The sequence below is a fragment of the Spirosoma koreense genome (assembly GCF_054777875.1).
Genome location: NZ_BAAHAC010000002.1, coordinates 69,064 through 87,254, shown reverse-complemented (window position 1 = coordinate 87,254; position 18,191 = coordinate 69,064). Strand labels below are relative to the sequence as shown.

Below are 18,191 nucleotides of genomic sequence, written 5' to 3'. Positions count from 1 at the left end.
TTGGTTAAGCTAAGATGAAGCGCAGTGAAGTAGCGAATTTATGGCCGTAAAACAAAGCAGACGCCCCAAAACCGGGCGTCTGCATGTATGGCACTCAGTAACTGGCGTTCCAGCTTTAGCCTGCTTTACTTATTGCGGACTAAAGCTGGAACGCCAGTTACCGAGTGCCTATGTTCGATCCGGCTGCGTACCATAGACTGGCCAGCGCTTTCTGATGTTTAGCCCGTAGTTCCTCCAGCTTCACCTGATAATCGATGAGCTTGCTTTCCCGACTGTTGACCAGAAAGAGCGAGCTTTCTCCCAGTTGAAACTTTTCTACCTCGGCCTGGACCAGAATCTGCTGATTACTGGCGGTCTGTTGCTGCGTCTGGATTTGCTGCTCAAGTGCGGCCAGTTCATTCCAGGCCCGCTGTACTTCGTTCACAATGTCGCGTCCGGTTTGTTGGCGTTCCAGACCAGTTTGCTGGTTTTTGAGCTGGGTCTGCCGGAGCTTTCCCCGTTCGGCGCGCAGAAAGATCGGGAAGGCCAGATCGACACCGATCTTGTGGTTGTCTGCCTGAAACCCGTAGTAATCGACGCCGTCGTAGCTCGCTTCCGAAAGCGGTCCCCGGCTCAGCAGACTAGCCTGCAGATTTACTTTTGGCATTAACAGCGCCCGCCGGTAGCGTTCTTCGATCGTTAGCTGCTGCTGTTTGCTGGCCAGCTTAAGCAGATCGGGATGGCGCTCGGCTGCCTGGGCAAGCAGATTCTGGAGTTGCATCTGGCTGGTCTGATCGGGTAGGGCGGCCTGCGGAACAACCGTAGCGGGTAGATCGACCGGTTGAGGAGCCGACCCGTCTTTGCTGATCCACAGAAAAGTACTTACCTGCAGACGAGCGTTTTGCCAGCCGACGCCCGCTTGTTGCAGCTGAACCAGTCTATCCTGCACTGTGATCAGGGCTTCAGTCGTATCGATCGGCGCTGCGTCGCCGATCAGCGCTCGCTGACGAACAGCCTGGAAGCGAGCCTGCGCCAATTGATACCCCCGCTCGATCCAGCGAAACTGCTGATACGCCATATACCAGTCCCAGTATGCTTTGGCCGCGTCTAAAAGCGTTTTGTTGATGAGCGAAAGCCGTTCTGCCTCAGCTAGATTGACGGCTACCTGCGCCTGCCGGAGTGTATTGCGTCGGGCATCGATAAAGAGCCCCTGCGTTACCGGTATGCTTATGCCTACGCCCATCAGCCCCGTGGGCGGAACGTTATTTTCCGGATTCAGGTATTTGCCCGTATTTCGGTCGTAGGTCATTTTGAGGTCAAGGCCACCAGGTAATACGGGTACGGAAAGCCCCGACTGCCATTTGTCGTAATACAGCGTATTGCCGAAGTTCTTACGCTGATAGTCCGTGAACAGCTTGGGATCGAAGGCACCACGCGCCTGCTGAACCTGCGCCTGGGCTTCCTGACTCAGCAGAGCCGCCTGCCGAACGATCGGGTTGTGTTGCAAAACCGCCTGGTAGAATTCGGCCGCCGTAAAAACGGGTAAGGTGTCGGGGGGGCTCAACGGAGCCGCCAGTGTACCCGTCGATGTGCCCGAAACCGAAATGGCCGTTCGGGATAAAACATTGGTTGAAATAGGTTCTGTTCGGCCAGAAATCGCCGAAGGCTTCGATTGCCCCAAAAGCAATCCCGACCAGAGCCATAAGCTCCAGAACCCGTAAAGAGCAATGGATAGCCTCATACTTTTTCGGTGTTCTGGGGTTCTTCTTTTAGACTCGGCGGAAAGCCGTTCAGCTGACGCCATATCTCATACCAGATCGGCACGTCATCGAGCATGACCCAGCCTACTACACCCGAGCCGACGCGCAATTGCTCTGGCCAGGGCTGATCGCCGGGTAGGGCATGCGGTCTGACGAGTAACCGATATTTTCCGTTCGTACTGCTGACCGCGTCGATGACGACCACTTTGCCCCCGAACGTGCCAACGGCTACAGCGGGCCACCCTGAGAACTGGATGGCAGGCCATCCGTCAAATTGCAGCCGGACCATGCGCCCACGCTGAATGAGCGGGACGTCCATCGCCCTAACATACAACTCCACGGCGATGGTCGGGCTGGCGGGTTGTAAGGTGGCAATGGATTCGCCTTCTTTAATGGTTTCGCCGATGCCCGCCTTTAGCGTCCGCACGACATAGCCATTCTGGGGAGCCCGTATGACGTATAACCCGCGCCGGACATCAACATTGCTGATTTTGTTGCGCATGGCAGCAACCTCGCTGTTGGCACTGGCCAAACTCGAAACGGCCGAACTACGATCGGACATGGTTTTGGCAACGTCCTGCTCGTATTTTGCCTGGATCAGCTGTAGATTCAACTGCGCATTGGCCAGCGACTGCCGCGAAACGTCCAGCTTATTTTCCTGAACCAGCACTTTGGCGTAGTCCTGCTGAAGGGTCAGCCGTCGGCCCTCCAGATCCGTGAGTGAAAACAACCCATCCCGATAGCCTTTCTCGTAACGTTCGAGCCGGGCAACGGCAATCTGATAGTTACGCCGGACAGCGACCAGATCGGCACTGTCGATCCGGATCTGTAACTGACTCTGGCGGATCTTGTTGCGGGCCGACGCCAGGTCTACTTTGACGCCGGCTCCCAGCGCCTGAATCTGACCGTCCAGCGCTTTAATCTTCGCTTCCGTAGCCAGTCGATTTCCTTTTTTGGCAGTCAGTTGCTCATTGAGCCGCTGGGGTAGATTCGGGTCGAAATATTCATCCTTGATTTCGGAAATGACCAGCAACGTATCGCCTTTTCGGACATACTGCCCTTCCCGGGCCGACCAGCGCTCGATTCGTCCGGCAATGGCATTCTGTAACGATTGCGGACGGTCCTGCGGGGTTAAGGCGGTTATACTTCCCGTACCATTGATGTTCTGACGCCAGGGTAGGAACATAACGACAATGGTCAGAAACAGAAAGAACAGCATCCAGCGGCCAAGCCGGCGGCTGCTTCGCGGCTTCGGAAGCGTCTGTAAGGATTTGAGTGGATGATCGGCGACTATCTGCTCATCGATCCCCTGATTCGATAAGTTAAGCATGAGTCGGTGTATCGGTTTCGATCGGGAGGTCGGTTACGGTGCCAATTTTTTCTACGCCGGCCAGCATGTCGAATATAGTATCGATGCTGGAGGTCAATTTATCGACAGCACTCGTAACCATCACGATAACAAATTCGGATGCCACGAACTGGCCCAGCGACATCTGTCGGCTGACTACCAGCGAGGTTCCCAAAATCAGCAGGCCACCCGTTATGATGGCTCTGAAACCAACGGAACTGTAATAAAAGCGTTTCAGGACGCTGAAATGAGCATTCCGATACTTTAGGTAGCTCGCCACCCGGCTGTCGATCTGGTCGATGGGGTTGGCTGCATCATTCAGCGGTCGGTGTTCTGAAAGCGCCAGCGAGTACTGTTCGAGCCAACTCACCACCTTGTATTTATCACTCGATTCTTTGATACTGGTGCGGGTTCCCTCCGGCCCGAACAACCGGATGACGCCATAGATGACCAGGAGGACAATCAGCCCAAAACCCAGAAAAACCGGGTGGTAAAACGAAAGTAAAATAATGCCGAACAAAATCTGTACGGCAGCCGCCGGTAGGTCGATCAGTACCTTCGACATACCCTTCTGGAGCGTGACCACATCGAAGAACCGGTTCATCAACTCCGGTGGATAGTAGTCGCTCATGGCCTCCGGCTCGATGCGGGGCAGTCGATACGTGAACTCGAAGGCAGCCTTGGCGAAGATGCGTTGCTGAATAATCTCGACCAGCGTAAACTGCACAATTGTCAGCGCTCCTCCCACCAAAACGCCCACAATGACCAGCCCGATCATCACATAGATAGAGCTGAAAAGCATACCGCTGGATACCAGATTAAAAACAGCCTGAATACCCAGAGGCAGGGTAAGGCCAATAAGACCCGTGATGATTGCAAATAAAAGTGTGTAGACAATGTCCTTTCGTTCGGTTCCCAATAGCCGCATCAGTCGCTGGAGGGGCGACGGAGGTGGCTGTAGGTGTGTATTCACCGCCATAATCGTTAAAAACTGTTGACATTAAAATGGCATTAAAAAGACCATCAGCTACTTAACGAAACAACCAGCTTTTTTGTTTCCCAGGATTTGACTAGCTACCTGTCGGAAAGATTAAATTTTTAACTGCCTTATAAACAGATGAATAGATGAGGATGGCTTATGGTTGCACCAGCAGGTATGGCATGGCCATCCGGACGACTAGCTCGTTTTTCTACTTAGAAAAAATAACTATACTTTGAAATAGCCAATCGAATCATTCGTAAATGAGCTTTGGTAAAACGAATGAACGTCAGGGAATAAACTTCATGTCGACTCTGAAAACAGGGCCCGCCGAAATACCCGATCATAAAGCCCATCGGCTGCTCGAAGATCTGGCAGAACTGAACATAATCCAGGTGACCGACTCATTATTGCCCAGGCCCTTGCCCAGTCATGGTCGACGATTTCTGACGATAGCAAATTTAGGCTGTATCCCGTTGAACTGATCGTAGCGTAGGGCAGTTCGATTCACCTTACAACTGCGCCAGCAGATACAGCACGGCCATTCGGACGGCTACCCCGTTTTCGACCTGATCCAGGATGATCGAGTGCGACGAATCGGCGGCATCGGAAGTTAATTCAACCCCCCGATTGATGGGGCCGGGGTGCATCAGTACAATGGGTCGGTCCAGATCGTCGAGCATCTTTTTTGAGATACCGAAGTAGAGCGAATACTCCCGCAGCGACGGAAAATATTTGATCTGTTGCCGCTCCAACTGAATCCGCAGGACGTTCGCTACGTCGCACCAGGCCAGAGCCGCCCGCACGTCGTGTCCGACTTTTACGCCCAGGGCTTCGATATACTTGGGAATCAGGGTCTTCGGGCCGCATACCATCACCTCGGCTCCCTGCTTTTGCAGACAGAAAATGTTGGATAGGGCCACGCGCGAATGCGTGATGTCGCCGATGATCGCGATGCGTTTGCCTGCTACGTCGCCAAGTTTTTCACGGATGGAAAACGAGTCCAGCAGCGCCTGCGTCGGGTGTTCGTGTGTACCATCGCCCGCATTGACGACATTGGCTTTGATGTGCCTGGTCAGGTAGTGCGGAGCGCCGGGACTACTGTGCCGCATCACCACCATATCGACTTTCATCGCCAGAATGTTGTTGACCGTATCCAGTAACGTTTCTCCTTTTTTTACCGAACTGCCTGACGCTGAGAAATTAACGACATCGGCCGACAGGCGCTTTTCGGCCAGCTCGAAGGACAGGCGGGTTCGGGTCGAGTTTTCGAAGAAGACGTTGGCGATGGTAATGTCACGCAGCGAGGGGACCTTCTTGATGGGGCGGTTAATAACTTCTTTAAACTGCCTGGCTGTTTCCAGAATGAGTTGAATGTCTGACTCGGTCAGGTCTTTGATACCCACCAGATGGCGGACGCTGAGGGATTGGGCCATGAGAGCAGTGTCGCGATAAATCGGGCAAAGATAAACTGTAGACGTTTACCGTTCACGTTCGATGAAGTCGATGGGCAGGAAAACTGATTCGATATGTTTCGGTAACAACTTTCGCAATTGACATCGGCATTTCTCCAACTGGTGCCGGTTTTGGTGCAGCTCAGCCCATACCCCGTAGAAAATCTTGTCTGAAGCGGGCAATTTTGACCTGCCAAACAACAAATACACAAGAACATGATGCATTCACTACGTTCACTCGCCCTGGCTTTTTTCGTACTCGCCGGCAGCTTATCGGCCCTGACGGCCTGTACTAAAAAATCGGTCGATCCGGACGCTCCTAACTCCGGCGGTGGTAGCGGTAAAGAAGGGTATCTGATTGGGAAAGTAACGGACCCGCAGGGTAAACCACTGCCACGCGCCACCATTTTTGTCGATCATACCGTCTTTACCGGCGATGGGCCGGAGGTTACTACTGCTGCCGACGGCACCTATAAAGTGCAACTGGTTGAATTTGCCGGCGAATGGATCGCTAAAGGCTTTATCCTGAAACAATACAACGACCATGTGTATAAGATCGCCCTTGATCCGGAAAATATCGATCCGTTTACAAGCGACGAAAAGCCCGTTCGCAATTTTCAATGGAAACTGACGGGTCACATCCCCGATTTGAGTCTGGATCTGTACTACGGTGGTACGATGGAAATGTTCCGCGATCTGAATGCAGATGGCCTGTGGGATAATGAAAACGTCGAGTTCACCCTAACACCCGTTGGTCCGCTCATCGATGGTTCGGCCGGCAGTGTACTCAAATTGCGGGCCAAAAAGCGGTACGACGATTTGATCAAAGACATTCCCATGGGCCGCTACAAAATCACGGCGGTTTACAAACCCACGGGCGAACAACTGCTGGTCTGCGATGCCTGGGGCGGAGAGGATTTCAATTATCAACCGTCGGTGACGCTGGACTTTGTCGGAACCGAATCGGCTACCCGCGCTAATAACATGGGTGTGGCCTTTACGAATCGCCATTAATACGTTTCTGGTTTCTTTCTTAGGCCGGAGCCGTGCTACGGTTTCTAACGTCGTTAGAAACCGTAGCACGGCTCCGGCCTAAGAATAGAACCTACTCGCCAAAGGGAAACAGGGGCGAATCGATATGGGCTTTTTTCATCAGTTGGCTCAACTCTTTGACTTTGTCGGGATATTGACTTGCCAGATTATGAGCTTCGGCCGGGTCTTTGACCAGATCATACAACTCGACCGGGCCGTTTGGGTCGGTCGAAACCTGTAAACGAACCGCTTTCCAGTTGCCCTGACGAATAGCCTGCCGCCCGCCGTTTTCGTGAAATTCCCAGTAGAGGTAATCGTGTTTTTTCTGCGCACCTTTGCCCGTAAGTGACGGAACAAGCGACAACCCATCGAGGTGAGCGGGTGTTTGAGCACCCGCCAGTTCGGTAAACGTCGGAAGCAGGTCCCAGAAGGCACCCACGTACTCACTGCGCGACCCGGCTTTGATCGCTCCTGGCCAGCGGGCAAAGAAAGGTTCGCGGATGCCGCCTTCGTACAGATCCCGTTTTACGCCCCGAAAGCCACCGCTGCTGTTGAAAAAGCCCGGATCAGCTCCGCCTTCGATGTGGGGGCCGTTGTCGCTGGTAAAAATAACCAGTGTGTTCTGATCGAGCCCTTTGGCTTTGAGTTTCGCCATTACCTGCCCAACGTACAGGTCGAGCCGGGCAACCATAGCCGCAAAGGTGGCGTGCGGATAAGCCTGCGATGCGTAGCCGCCCGTTTTGGCATCCGGTCCGTAGTCGGCTCCTTTAAAGGGCTTCTCCGGAAATTTGCCTTTGTAATAGGCCAGCAGGCTGTCGTTGGGGGCCATCAGTTCGGCATGGGGCAGGATGTACGGCAAAAACAGAAAAAACGGTTGGTTGCCGTTGCGGGCATCCAGAAAATCCAGCGCCTGTTTCTGGATCAGGTCGGGCGCGTATTCGTTGGTCTGGCGCAGGTTTTCATTGGCCGGCAGAACGACTTTGCGATCGTTGTCCCACAGATGATCGGGGTAATACCGATGCGCCAGCGACTGGCAGTTATAACCATAAAATCGGTCGAAGCCCTGCTTGTTCGGGTCGCCCTCGGAGCCGACGGGCCCCAGTCCCCATTTCCCGAAAGCGCCTGTTATATAACCCGCCCGCTTCAGCAGCTCGGCCACCGTCGTGACGGAGTCGGCAATGGGTTCCTGCCCTTCGGGTTCCACGCTTTTGTTACCCCGGATGTAGGTATGCCCCGTGTGTTGCCCGGTCATGAGCGACGACCGCGACGGCGCACAAACCGACGTTCCGGCGTAAAATTGCGTAAACTGCATACCTTCTCTGGCCAGCCGATCGATGTTGGGAGTTTTGATCAGTTTCTGCCCGTTGATGCCCACGTCGCCGTAGCCCAGGTCGTCGGCCAGAATAAAAACGATGTTAGGACGGCCGGTTGCGCGGGTTTGCGCCAGACTATCGATACAACAGAGCAGGAGGATAAGCGTGAGGAATCGGTTCATAGACGTATTGCTTTGATAAAACCGGTTAAGGTAAGTTTTTTCGACAGGATTGACAGCCGGCCCGACGCTTCGGATGAACAGGATTGGTTCGCGACGGTAGCTAATAGAATCATGTCAATCTTATCGGAAAATAAGTCCGTTTGCGCTAGTTAACCGCGGTGAATGTCATTTTTGGCTGCTTCATGGCATTCTCCAGCAACCTGATTTCCAACCGGAGGATGGCTTCTTCTGAGACAGCGTCGATTTTTTCGGGATCGTCGGTGGGTTTGTGGTAATCCGGATGACCACCGGTATGGAAAAACAGAACCGGAATCTGTTTGGCGTAGAAGGCGGCATTGTCGGAGCCACCATTGCCTGCCCGATCGGTGAAAAACTTGATCGTACTTTCCACCCCTTTGAAAACGGCTGGCCAGGTATCGCTGGTGCCATAGCCGCCGATACCGACTCCGCGCTGCGAATTGTAGCGACCGATCATGTCCATACAAATCATGAAATTCATCCGGTCGAGGGGTAGCGTTGGGTTATTGAGGTAGTAGCGCGAACCCTGCAACCCTAATTCTTCAGCACCGAAGGCCATGAATAGAAAATTATAAGCTTCTTTCACGCCGTTTTTACTGAAATACTGGGCCAGTTCCAGCAGGCCCGCGACACCCGACGCATTGTCGTCGGCACCGTTATGGATTTTCCCCTGTGGGATCGAATCGAGCGAACTACCCTGTCGGCCCAACCCCAGATGGTCGTAGTGGGCCCCAATCACAATCGTATAAGGGGCTCCGTTGTCGAGAAAGCCAATGACGTTTCGGGCTTCGCGCAAGCTGTCGGGCACAACAACCCGGCGGATTTTTGCCGTGAAGGGCTGATAATACCCAGTGGTCCCTAAAGGTGTCAGGCCATATTTTCTGAAGTGCTTCCGAATGTAACGGGTAGCTTTGGCATTTTCCGGGCTACCTGTGCCCCGGCCCTGCATCTGGTCGGAGGCCAGATAGCGGATATGCTGAGTTATTCGTTTGGCAGAGGGCTCCTGTCCAAAGAGTGGCAGAGCTGGCAATATCAACAGGAAAAGCAGACGGATTTTCATGAAGCTGTTTTCATTCCCGGCAGACCCAGCCGACGGTGCAAAGCTATTTCCTAAAAGGATTTGTTGGCGCGTCTGCAAAGGAAAACGCCTGATTTGGCAAGTTTGACCAGCAAAATCAGGCGTTTTTCAAGGGCCTTTTCAACTAGCGCGGGCCACGTGACTCACCCTGAGGCCGATTGTTGCGTTCCTGGTGGTGGGCACTCCGTCCCGACTGAGCCTGGGCCGCCGGCCGATTACCAGGTCGCGCTTCTCTACCCCGATTGGCGACCTGGTTATGCATAGGATGGTTATTGATGACGTAGTATTTCGAATCGCGGCTGTCGCGGATGGGCTGCTGGTCATATTTGCCTCTGAACGACGCGTATTTTGCCTTATAGACCGCATTTCGCAGATAGGGTTGCTGTTCGTTGATAACTACTTTATGCAATCGGTATAGATCATACTGGCTGTACTGGGGTGGCAAAACGGTAGTAGTGACCCAGCGCCGACCGTCGAAATAAACCCATTGCTGCAGGGGTACATAGTAGTAAATGTCCAGATCGGGCAGGTAGTAGTAATCCACGTGGTCGTAGCCGGTTGGGCCCCAGATGGGCTGGTTGCCAATGTTTATGTTGACATTGACCTGCGCATGGCTGGGTTGGCAGAGCCCGCCGAAGGTCAGCAGGCTCAGGATAATCAGGACTTTTTTCATAGCGAAGCAAAATTTAGTTGGGTGTATTCGTCGATGGCAAGTAGTTACCTATACTTCGGAAAGAGGGCAAACGTGGCGAAAAGGCTTAATCCACGCTTTTCGCGTTACTATCGCCAGCCACCGCCCAGTGCCCGGTACAGGGTTACGGTCGCCTGGAGCTGCTGTAAGCGGTCGTTGATTCCGTTCAACTGGGTGGCCAGGAGGTTTTGTTCGGCGGTCAGCACGTCCGTATAATTGGTGTTGGCGGTGTACTTGAGCAATTCTTTCGTATACGACACGGCTTTTTCCAGAGCGGCCAGTTGCTGTTGCCGGATGTTCGCTTTGTCGACGGCCATCTGATATGAGTAAAGCGCATTGGAAACTTCCTGACCGGCGGTAAGCAAGGTGGCCTGATAGGTATAATATGCTTCCGCCTGGGCCGCCTGCGCCCGACCGAGCCGTTGCCGGTTGATACCCTGATTGAAAATGGGCTGCGTCAGTCCGCTGATCAAACTGCCGTAGAACGTTCCGGCAAAAAAGCCCGTCAGGGTGTTGGCCGTGGCAAAGCCGCCGGTTCCGGTAATGGTCAGGGCCGGATAGAAATACGTACGCGCTACGTTGGTCAGCTCAAACGCATTTCGAAACGAATACTCCGCTTCCTGAACATCGGGGCGGTTACTGAGCAGCTGCGCCGGAAGTCCCGTTTGTAAGGACGTAACCGGTTGCTGCGCGTCGAGCTGAGTCCGTGGAATGCTGTCGGACGGCATGGCCAGTAACTGACTCAACGCGTTTTCGGTCTGCCGGATGTTCTGCCGAATGTCGGGTATGGTTACCTCGGCTGCGTAGCGATTAGCTTCGCTCTGCACGACGTCGGCACCGGTCACGATGGCCCCCACTTTCAGGTCTTTCATCGTTTCCACGTCGGTTTTTCGATTTTCGACGGTTTCCAGCGTAATCTGCAGTTGTTTGTCGTAGGCCAGCAGTGCGTAATAATCCGTCGCAATGTCAGCAATCAACTGGGTCTGTACGGCGCGTCGGTAGGCTTCACTTTGCAGATAAGCCGCCAGATAGGCTCGTTTCGTGCTGCGCAGTTTGCCCCAGACGTCGGCCTCCCAACTGGTGCTGGCGGTTAACGAATATTGATGAATCGTTGGAATAGACGTCGTGCTGACCGTATTGGAGCCGGATTCGGCATTGCGAATATTCAGCGCCCGCAACTGTGCCGACGACGATTTGGATAGGGTAAAAGCCGCGTTGGTACTAAGCGTTGGAAAGAACGCCAGCTTACTTTGCTGGAGGTCAGCCTGGGCCGCCTGCATGCGGGCTACGGCAATTTTTACATCCAGATTGTTGCGAAGCCCCTGCTCGATCAGTCGCTGCAGAACCGTATCGGGAAACATTTGCCGCCAGGGCAGCGACGCCAGCGTCGTAGAATCGGTTGTTTTTGCGCCCCGGTATAGACTGTTGCCCGGAAGCGCCGGCTGTTCAAACGGTTTTGTTACGCTACAGGAAGCCAGCAAAAGCCCCAGTAGCAGAGAGATCAGTGGCGATTTGATCTGTGTTGTGTTCATGGTATGTGCTGTTTCTAAAACCGGCCACTATACGTTCATCGGTCTGGAATCCTGACCGGCCGGGTGCGCTTGCTGACCTGTTTCTGGCGTTGGTTCATCGGCCTCGTCCTGCTCAGACCGACCCGGCGGGCCACTGATTTTTTCCTGTAATCCCTGAAAAATGACGTACAGGGCAGGAATAAAAAACACGCCCAGTAACGTGCCGAACAACATGCCGCCAATGGCTCCTGTCCCGATAGACCGGTTTCCCTGCGCCCCCGCTCCGCTCGAAAACATGAGGGGTAAGAGCCCGAAGATGAAGGCAAACGACGTCATCAGAATCGGTCGTAACCGGGCTTTAGCTCCTTCAATGGCCGATTCCAGCAAGTCCATCCCGCTCTGGCGCCGTTCGACGGCAAACTGCACGATCAGGATCGCGTTTTTGGCCAGCAGTCCGATGAGCATGATGAGCGAGATCTGCATGTAAATGTTATTGTCGAGGCCGAACAGCCGTGCGAAAGCGTACACCCCCGACAAGCCCACTGGCAGCGAAAACAGAACGGCAAACGGCAGGAGGTAACTTTCATACTGCGCGCTGAGCAGCAGGTACACAAACGCCAGACATAACACGAACACATACAGCGTCTGCGAGCCTACGTTCTGCTCCTCCCGGCTGATGCCCGAGTACTCAAATCCGTAGCCAGCGGGCAGTGTCTGGCTGGCTACTTCCTGAATCGCCAGCAGCGCCTGACCGGTGCTGTAGTTCGGGTTCGGCGAACCGTTGACCGACATCGACGAAAACAGATTGAACCGCGAAACGCTCTCCGGTCCGTAGATGCGCTTGAGGCTGATAAATTCAGTAATCGGAGCCATCGTGCCCGAAGCCGTTCGGACGTCAATTTTATTGAGCCCTTCCGGACTCGCCCGGTAGCTGGTATCGGCCTGCATGATCACGCGGTATTGCTTACCGAATTCGTTGAAGTTGGATACGTACGAACTGCCGTAGAATACCTGCATGGCATTCAGCACGTCGCCCACCGTAATCCCGGCTTCTTTGCATTTCGCCACATTGACATCCAGCTGATACTGCGGAAAGTTTGGGTTGAACGAAGTCGTTGCGTACTGAATTTCAGGACGTTTGTTCAGTGTAGCCAGAAAATTCTGCGTCACTTTGTAAAAGTCATCGGTAGAATGCCCGCCTTTATCCTGCACCTGAAACGTAAAGCCACCACTGGTACCAAAGCCGGTAATGGTCGGTTGCTGAATAAAAACGATATCCGCTTCCCGGATGCCTGCGGTTTTCTGCTTCAACTCCCGGATCACATCGTCGTCCGTAACCCCAGGACGCTCATCCCAGGGCTTCAGCCGCAGAATGATCAGGCCGTAGGCGCTCCCATTTCCGGCCACAAAGTTCTGCCCGAGGTTCCGCAGGCTGTTCTGGACTTCGGGGATGGTGTGCGCTATGGCGTCTATTTTATCGGCAACGGCTGTGGTGCGCTCCATGGAAGAGGCTGGTGGCAGGGTAATGTTGACGAAAATGGTACCCATGTCTTCCTTCGGAACGAAGCTACTAGGCGTCGTACGGAACAGTGAGTAGAACACAGCCGCGAAGACCCCGATACCCACGAGCGCGATCCATTTTCGGGTAGACAGAAACGTGACGGCTTTGGTATATCTGGTCGTAAGCGCATCGTAAGCCGCGTTGAAACCGACGCCGAACCGCTGTAATAAATTCTTCGGTTTGGCGTCGTCATTGTGCTGCGGTGGCTTCAGGAAAAGCGCAGCCAGCGCCGGGCAAAGTGTGAGGGCGTTGACGGCTGAAATAATGATAGCGACGGCCAGCGTGATGCCGAACTGCCGATAAAAGACCCCCGCCGACCCGGTAATGAACGTAACGGGCAAGAAGACCGAAGCCATGACCAGCGTAATCGAGATAATGGCGCCCGATATTTCGCTCATCGCGTCGATGGCTGCTTTGCGGGGCGATTTATAACCACTTTCCAGCTTGGAATGAACCGCTTCGACCACCACAATGGCATCGTCGACCACGATCCCGATGGCTAGCACCAAGGCAAATAGGGTGAGCAGATTGATACTAAAGCCGAATAGATAAAGAAAGAAAAACGTGCCGGTGATGGCTACAGGCACCGAAACACCATGAATGATGGTCGAGCGGAAATCCTGCAGAAAGATAAAGATGACCAGAAACACCAGCGCAAAACATTCCAGCAGCGTGTGCAGCACTTTACTGATGGACGCATCCAGAAACTGGTTGATGTCGACCAGATACACGAAGTGGATCCAAGCCGGAAACGACTTGGCCGCCAACTCGATCACCTTCTTTGAGTTATTGATTACATCGCGGGCGTTCGAACCGGGCGTCTGGCTTACCGAAATACCCACCGATTGCTTGCCGTTGGTGGTCGTAAAGCTAGTGTAGGTCTGTGAACCCAGCTCGATCCGGGCAATGTCTTTGAGCCGCAGCAACTGACCATTTGTGGTCGTCTTGATGATGATATCCCCGAACTGTTCCGTCGATTGCAGCCGCCCACTGTACCGAATGACGTACTGAAAGGCCTGGTTATCGTTTTCGCCAAACTTACCAGGTGCCGCATCGACGTTCTGGTCAGTAAGCGCTGTGGAGACGTCGGCGGGGGTGATGCCGTAAATCGACATGACATCGGGTTTCAGCCAGATACGCATCGAATACGTTTTGGCCGAACCAAATACATTGGCCGCTCCAACCCCGTTTACCCGCTGCAACTGCGGAATGACGTTGATGGCCGCGTAGTTTTGCAGAAACGTCTGATCGTAGGCCGGGTCATCGCTGTAGATCGACATGATCAGCAGGTTGCTGCTCTGCTGCTTCCGAACCGTAACCCCGGCCTGCGTTACTTCCTGTGGCAACAGGCTGGTAGCCGCCGACACCCGGTTCTGTACATCGACGGCCGCCTGGTTCGGATCGGTGCCTACCGCAAAGTAGATGCTGATACTGCCCGCACCATCGTTTGTGGCCGATGAGGTCATGTAGGTCATGCCCTCCACGCCGTTGATTTGCTCTTCCAGCGGCACAATCACGCTTTTCAGCACCACATCGGCATTGGCACCGCTGTAAGACGCCGAAACCTGTACGGTTGGGGGCGAGATATCCGGGTATTGCGCAATGGGCAGTTTTACCATTCCCAGAATTCCCAGCAAAACAATCAGGGCGGAGATAACCGTGCTCAAGACCGGGCGCTCAATGAATATCCGAAGCATAAGACAAGGTTGGTTTATAATTCTGAGCTTGCAGCGGTCGTTGGTGTAGCGCTGACCGGGGGTGTCGTTCTGTAAACATTGGCTGGCGATGCTGGCCTGGGCTTAATGGATGCGCCATTTTTCAGACCGGCTCCCCCATCGAGCACTATTCTGTCGCCCGTTTTTAGGCCTTTCTGGACAACAAAATTTTGTCCGTCGGGCATGGGCGTTACGGTTACGGGTGTGCTCTTAGCCACATTGTTCGGGGCAACTACATACACGAACCGTTTATCCTGAAGCTCATACGTAGCGCTCTGGGGCACGACCAACGCTGAGTCGATGGACCGCGGAACCCGTACGGTGCCGCTATTGCCACTTCGCAGCAGCGCCTGTGGATTTGGAAAGGTAGCGCGAAAATTACTCGACCCCGTTTGGGTATCGATCTGCCCAATTGCCGTTTTTATCCGACCCTTGTAGGCATACTGTGACCCGTCGGCCAGCAGCAGCAGTACGTCTGGTAACTTGGCGAGCTTGTCCTGAAGCGTATTGCCGCTGACGTCGCGGGTGAAATCCAGCAGCTGTTTTTCGTTGATCGAGAAATACGCATAGACCTCACTGATTCCGGAAATAGTGGTCAGCGGATTCGTGGTCGTACTGCTGACCAGGCTCCCAATTTTGTAGGGGATAGCTCCTACTATACCGCTGACCGGACTGACCAGGTTGGTATAGCCCAGGTTGGTCTGGGCATTGGCCAGCGCGGCCTGCGCCTGAGCGAGTGCAGCTTTTTTTGAGGCCAGTGTATATTGCGCCGACTCCAGCTCGTATTTGCTGATAATGTCTTTCTCGACCAGTGGGCGCACTTTCTCGACAGCCAGCAATGCCGAACTGACATCTGCCTGGGCCGTTCGGACCCCCGCCTGCGCGGTCAGTACGTCCTGCGCATATTGGGGCGCGTTGATACGAAAAAGCCGTTGGCCCTTGGTGACCGTAGCCCCTTCGTCGACGTAAATAGCCTCAATGAACCCGTCCACTTTAGGCCGGATCTCGACGTTCTGTTCACCCTGGATGATCGCCGGAAAGTCGACGTAAAGAACGGTTTTGCGAGGAACAACAGTCAATACCGAATAGGCTTTCGGTTGCCTGAGCGCCGTAGAGTCAGCCTGCCCTCCCTTTTTCTTTTCCTGACCCGTACAGCCTGCTGCCAGCAAACCGACCGATGCACAAACCGCCAGCAGCCACTGACAATGGATGATATTCTGTGTGTATGTGGAAAACGCTTTCATGCTTTATCCTCTCCTTTGCGGATACTGGATAACACACTGAAAGCCACTGGCGGTTATTAGTAAACGGTTAAAAACCGATGAGTCCGGCGTTTGCGTCGGCGAAGGGGGAATTTTGGTGCTGAGTAACCTGGCTAGTTTTCTATGAGCCAGTAGTTGATACTAGCTTTATTCTAATACAATACACCCATAAGCGGGAACCCGTACGCGGTCTTTTGCTAGTGAACTGCCCGGAATTGTCTCAAACAAAACGCTCTGGCACCATTCCTCGGTCGGCGAGAACACCATCTCAATAGGGGCCTTGGTCAGGTTGTGGAGTATCAAAACCCGTTGTCCATTTTCAGTCTGACGTATAAACGATACCGTACCTTTCTGCCGAATGCCTGACTGGTACAACCGACTCAGGTTGTCGTTCAGCACGGGGTGGCTGTTGCGAAACTGAATAAACCGCTTGTAGTGATTGAAAAGTGACGCCGGATCGGCCTGCTGAACGGCTAATGGCCGAACCGTTAGGCTCGTGCTGTACCGGCCCCGTCGCCAGGAGGTGCGCTGCTTGTCGCGGGCGCGGATGTCCCACAGAAACGGTTCGCGCAGGTTTTCGTCGGGTTTCAGGCCCAGCATGCCAATTTCTTCGCCGTAGTAGAGATACGGTAATCCAGGCAGGGTCAGCAACAGATTCGCGGCTACTTTCAGGTGATCAATATTTCCCTTCAATAAGCTGCCGATGCGATTCTGATCGTGGTTCGAAAGAATCAGCGCGTCGATGAACTGCGGATTGACGCTGGAAAAGGAGCCGTGCACATACGCCAGAAACTCGATCAGCTCTTCGGTATCGTCTTCGCTGCGGACGATCTCTTCCAGCACCAGTCGCAGGTCGAAATTGAAGTTGGCTTTCAGGCCCCGAAAGTAAGGCGCGATATGCTGGGGACGCGTCCAGACTTCACCGACGGTATAGGCACCGGGTTTGGCCGCTTCGACCTGTCGGCCAAATTCTTCCCAGAACGCATGGTTTTTGGGTTCTTCAGCTTCGCGGTAGAGGTGCCGGGCCGCATCGAGCCGGAAGCCATCGACGCCAACCTCGTTCAACCAGTACCGGGCAATGGTGAAAACTTCCTCCCGAACGGGCGGGTGATCGAAATTCAGGTCGGGCATGCCGCTCCAGAACATCCCATAGTACTGCTCTGAGTAACTCGCCCCGCGAACCGAATGCCACGGGCTGCGTTCGCCCGAATCGGCGGTGATGTCGCGGGTCGCCAGTTTGCGCTTCCGAATTTCGTCGGGGCGAAGCCACTTGTAGTAATTCCAGTATGGGTTTGCCGGACCTTTAGCCGCTTCGCGAAACCAGGGGTGCTGGAGGCTGGTGTGATGAATGACCAGGTCGATGATGACAGCGATGTCGCGCCGGTGTGCTTCGTCCAGCAGGCGTCTGAAATCGGCCATCGTGCCGTATTCCGGATCGATCCCGTAATAATCCGTTACGTCGTATTTATGGTAACTAGGTGACGGGCTGATGGGCATCAGCCAGATCGCCGATATGCCGAGGTCTTTCAGGTAGTCGAGGCTGTTGGTAACGCCGTTCAGATCGCCGATGCCGTCGCCATTGGTATCGGCAAACGAACGAACGAAGATTTCATAATGAACACCCGTATGGCCAACCGCTGAATTTAGAGCTAACGAAGCCGGCGTTGCAGCCGACGGATGGAACTGATTTTTCACAAACTAAACTGGTTCAATGCCTGGTAAACCCGGTGTGTCGGTAAGCCCATCACCGTATAAAATGATCCTTCGAGCCGTTCGATACCGACCAGCCCAATGAAATCCTGGGCGCCATACGACCCTGCTTTGTCAAACGGTTTGCACTCGCGCAGGTAGTAGGTAATCTCGTCGTCGGTCAGTGCAACGAACTGAACGACTGTTTCATCCGTAAATGACTGGATGAAGGGGGTATTGTTAGCGTCCGGTGCGAGAATGGCAACCCCCGTTCGTACGCGATGCGCCCGTCCGGATAACGCCCGGAGCATTCGGCGGGCATCCGCTTCGTCCTGTGGCTTATTCAGAATCTGATCGTCTATGATCACGACCGTGTCGGCACAGAGCACAATCCGACTGCCCAAATCCGGCTGAAACTGTTCGGCTTTCTGGCGGGCCAAGTATTCGGCTACCTCGTCGACGGGCATGGTCGCCGGGAAGAGTTCGTCGGTAGGGCGGGTTTCGATGGAAAAGATAAAGCCGGCGTCGGTCATTAACTGCTTTCGGCGGGGCGAACCCGAGGCCAGCACAAGTGGATACCGTAAGGAGAGCATACAATCAGGCGAACGAATCACAAAAG

General features: G+C 54.0%; 13 protein-coding genes. 1 reads left to right on the top strand and 12 read right to left on the bottom strand.

The genetic code is table 11. The features are described 5' to 3' along the window. Nucleotides 1-157 precede the first annotated feature (157 nt). From ACYVC2_RS01010 to ACYVC2_RS00995, 4 genes are all read right to left on the bottom strand, one after another. On the bottom strand, nt 158-1,720 hold the full coding sequence (locus ACYVC2_RS01010; RefSeq protein WP_461100403.1) for a TolC family protein: 1,563 nt from the start codon (nt 1,718-1,720) through the stop codon (nt 158-160). Next, entirely contained in the window at nt 1,717-3,069 is a 1,353-nt protein-coding gene (locus ACYVC2_RS01005; protein ID WP_461100402.1) for an HlyD family secretion protein, read from the bottom strand. The genes ACYVC2_RS01010 and ACYVC2_RS01005 overlap by 4 nt, the downstream gene beginning before the upstream one ends. Then, nucleotides 3,062-4,066, bottom strand: coding sequence for an ABC transporter transmembrane domain-containing protein (locus tag ACYVC2_RS01000; RefSeq protein WP_461100401.1), 1,005 nt, complete (start codon nt 4,064-4,066; stop codon nt 3,062-3,064). The genes ACYVC2_RS01005 and ACYVC2_RS01000 overlap by 8 nt, the downstream gene beginning before the upstream one ends. A gap of 512 nt (nt 4,067-4,578) precedes the next feature. Next, on the bottom strand, nt 4,579-5,502 hold the full coding sequence (locus tag ACYVC2_RS00995) for an aspartate carbamoyltransferase catalytic subunit (RefSeq protein WP_461100400.1): 924 nt from the start codon (nt 5,500-5,502) through the stop codon (nt 4,579-4,581). Between the two features lie 234 nt (nt 5,503-5,736). Here ACYVC2_RS00995 and ACYVC2_RS00990 point away from each other — a divergent pair, with 234 nt between their 5' ends. Then, nucleotides 5,737-6,534 carry a carboxypeptidase-like regulatory domain-containing protein gene (locus ACYVC2_RS00990; RefSeq protein WP_461100399.1) on the top strand — a complete coding sequence of 266 codons (798 nt, stop codon included), beginning with the start codon at nt 5,737-5,739 and terminating at the stop codon, nt 6,532-6,534. 91 nt (nt 6,535-6,625) lie between these two features. On the opposite strand, the gene ACYVC2_RS00985 is transcribed toward ACYVC2_RS00990, so the two are convergent. The 8 genes from ACYVC2_RS00985 to ACYVC2_RS00950 form a co-directional block, all read right to left on the bottom strand. After that, a complete protein-coding gene (locus tag ACYVC2_RS00985; protein ID WP_461100398.1) occupies nt 6,626-8,047 on the bottom strand; it encodes an arylsulfatase in 1,422 nt (473 codons plus the stop codon). Nucleotides 8,048-8,192: 145 nt separating this feature from the next. Beyond that, nucleotides 8,193-9,125: a M20/M25/M40 family metallo-hydrolase gene (locus tag ACYVC2_RS00980; protein WP_461100397.1), complete on the bottom strand. Its 933-nt coding sequence runs from the start codon at nt 9,123-9,125 to the stop codon at nt 8,193-8,195. A 142-nt stretch (nt 9,126-9,267) separates the two neighbouring features. After that, the gene (locus ACYVC2_RS00975) at nt 9,268-9,816 is read right to left on the bottom strand and encodes a hypothetical protein (protein ID WP_461100396.1); all 549 of its coding nucleotides are present in this window, start codon (nt 9,814-9,816) and stop codon (nt 9,268-9,270) included. 107 nt (nt 9,817-9,923) lie between these two features. Further along, nucleotides 9,924-11,366 carry an efflux transporter outer membrane subunit gene (locus ACYVC2_RS00970; RefSeq protein WP_461100395.1) on the bottom strand — a complete coding sequence of 481 codons (1,443 nt, stop codon included), beginning with the start codon at nt 11,364-11,366 and terminating at the stop codon, nt 9,924-9,926. 27 nt (nt 11,367-11,393) lie between these two features. After that, nucleotides 11,394-14,603, bottom strand: coding sequence for an efflux RND transporter permease subunit (locus ACYVC2_RS00965; RefSeq protein WP_461100394.1), 3,210 nt, complete (start codon nt 14,601-14,603; stop codon nt 11,394-11,396). Between the two features lie 14 nt (nt 14,604-14,617). Beyond that, nucleotides 14,618-15,865 carry an efflux RND transporter periplasmic adaptor subunit gene (locus tag ACYVC2_RS00960; protein WP_461100393.1) on the bottom strand — a complete coding sequence of 416 codons (1,248 nt, stop codon included), beginning with the start codon at nt 15,863-15,865 and terminating at the stop codon, nt 14,618-14,620. A 165-nt stretch (nt 15,866-16,030) separates the two neighbouring features. Further along, nucleotides 16,031-17,578 carry an alpha-amylase family glycosyl hydrolase gene (locus ACYVC2_RS00955; protein WP_461100392.1) on the bottom strand — a complete coding sequence of 516 codons (1,548 nt, stop codon included), beginning with the start codon at nt 17,576-17,578 and terminating at the stop codon, nt 16,031-16,033. Then, nucleotides 17,575-18,165 carry a Maf family protein gene (locus ACYVC2_RS00950; RefSeq protein ID WP_461100391.1) on the bottom strand — a complete coding sequence of 197 codons (591 nt, stop codon included), beginning with the start codon at nt 18,163-18,165 and terminating at the stop codon, nt 17,575-17,577. Before ACYVC2_RS00950 ends, ACYVC2_RS00955 begins: the two co-directional genes overlap by 4 nt. Nucleotides 18,166-18,191: the final 26 nt, after the last annotated feature.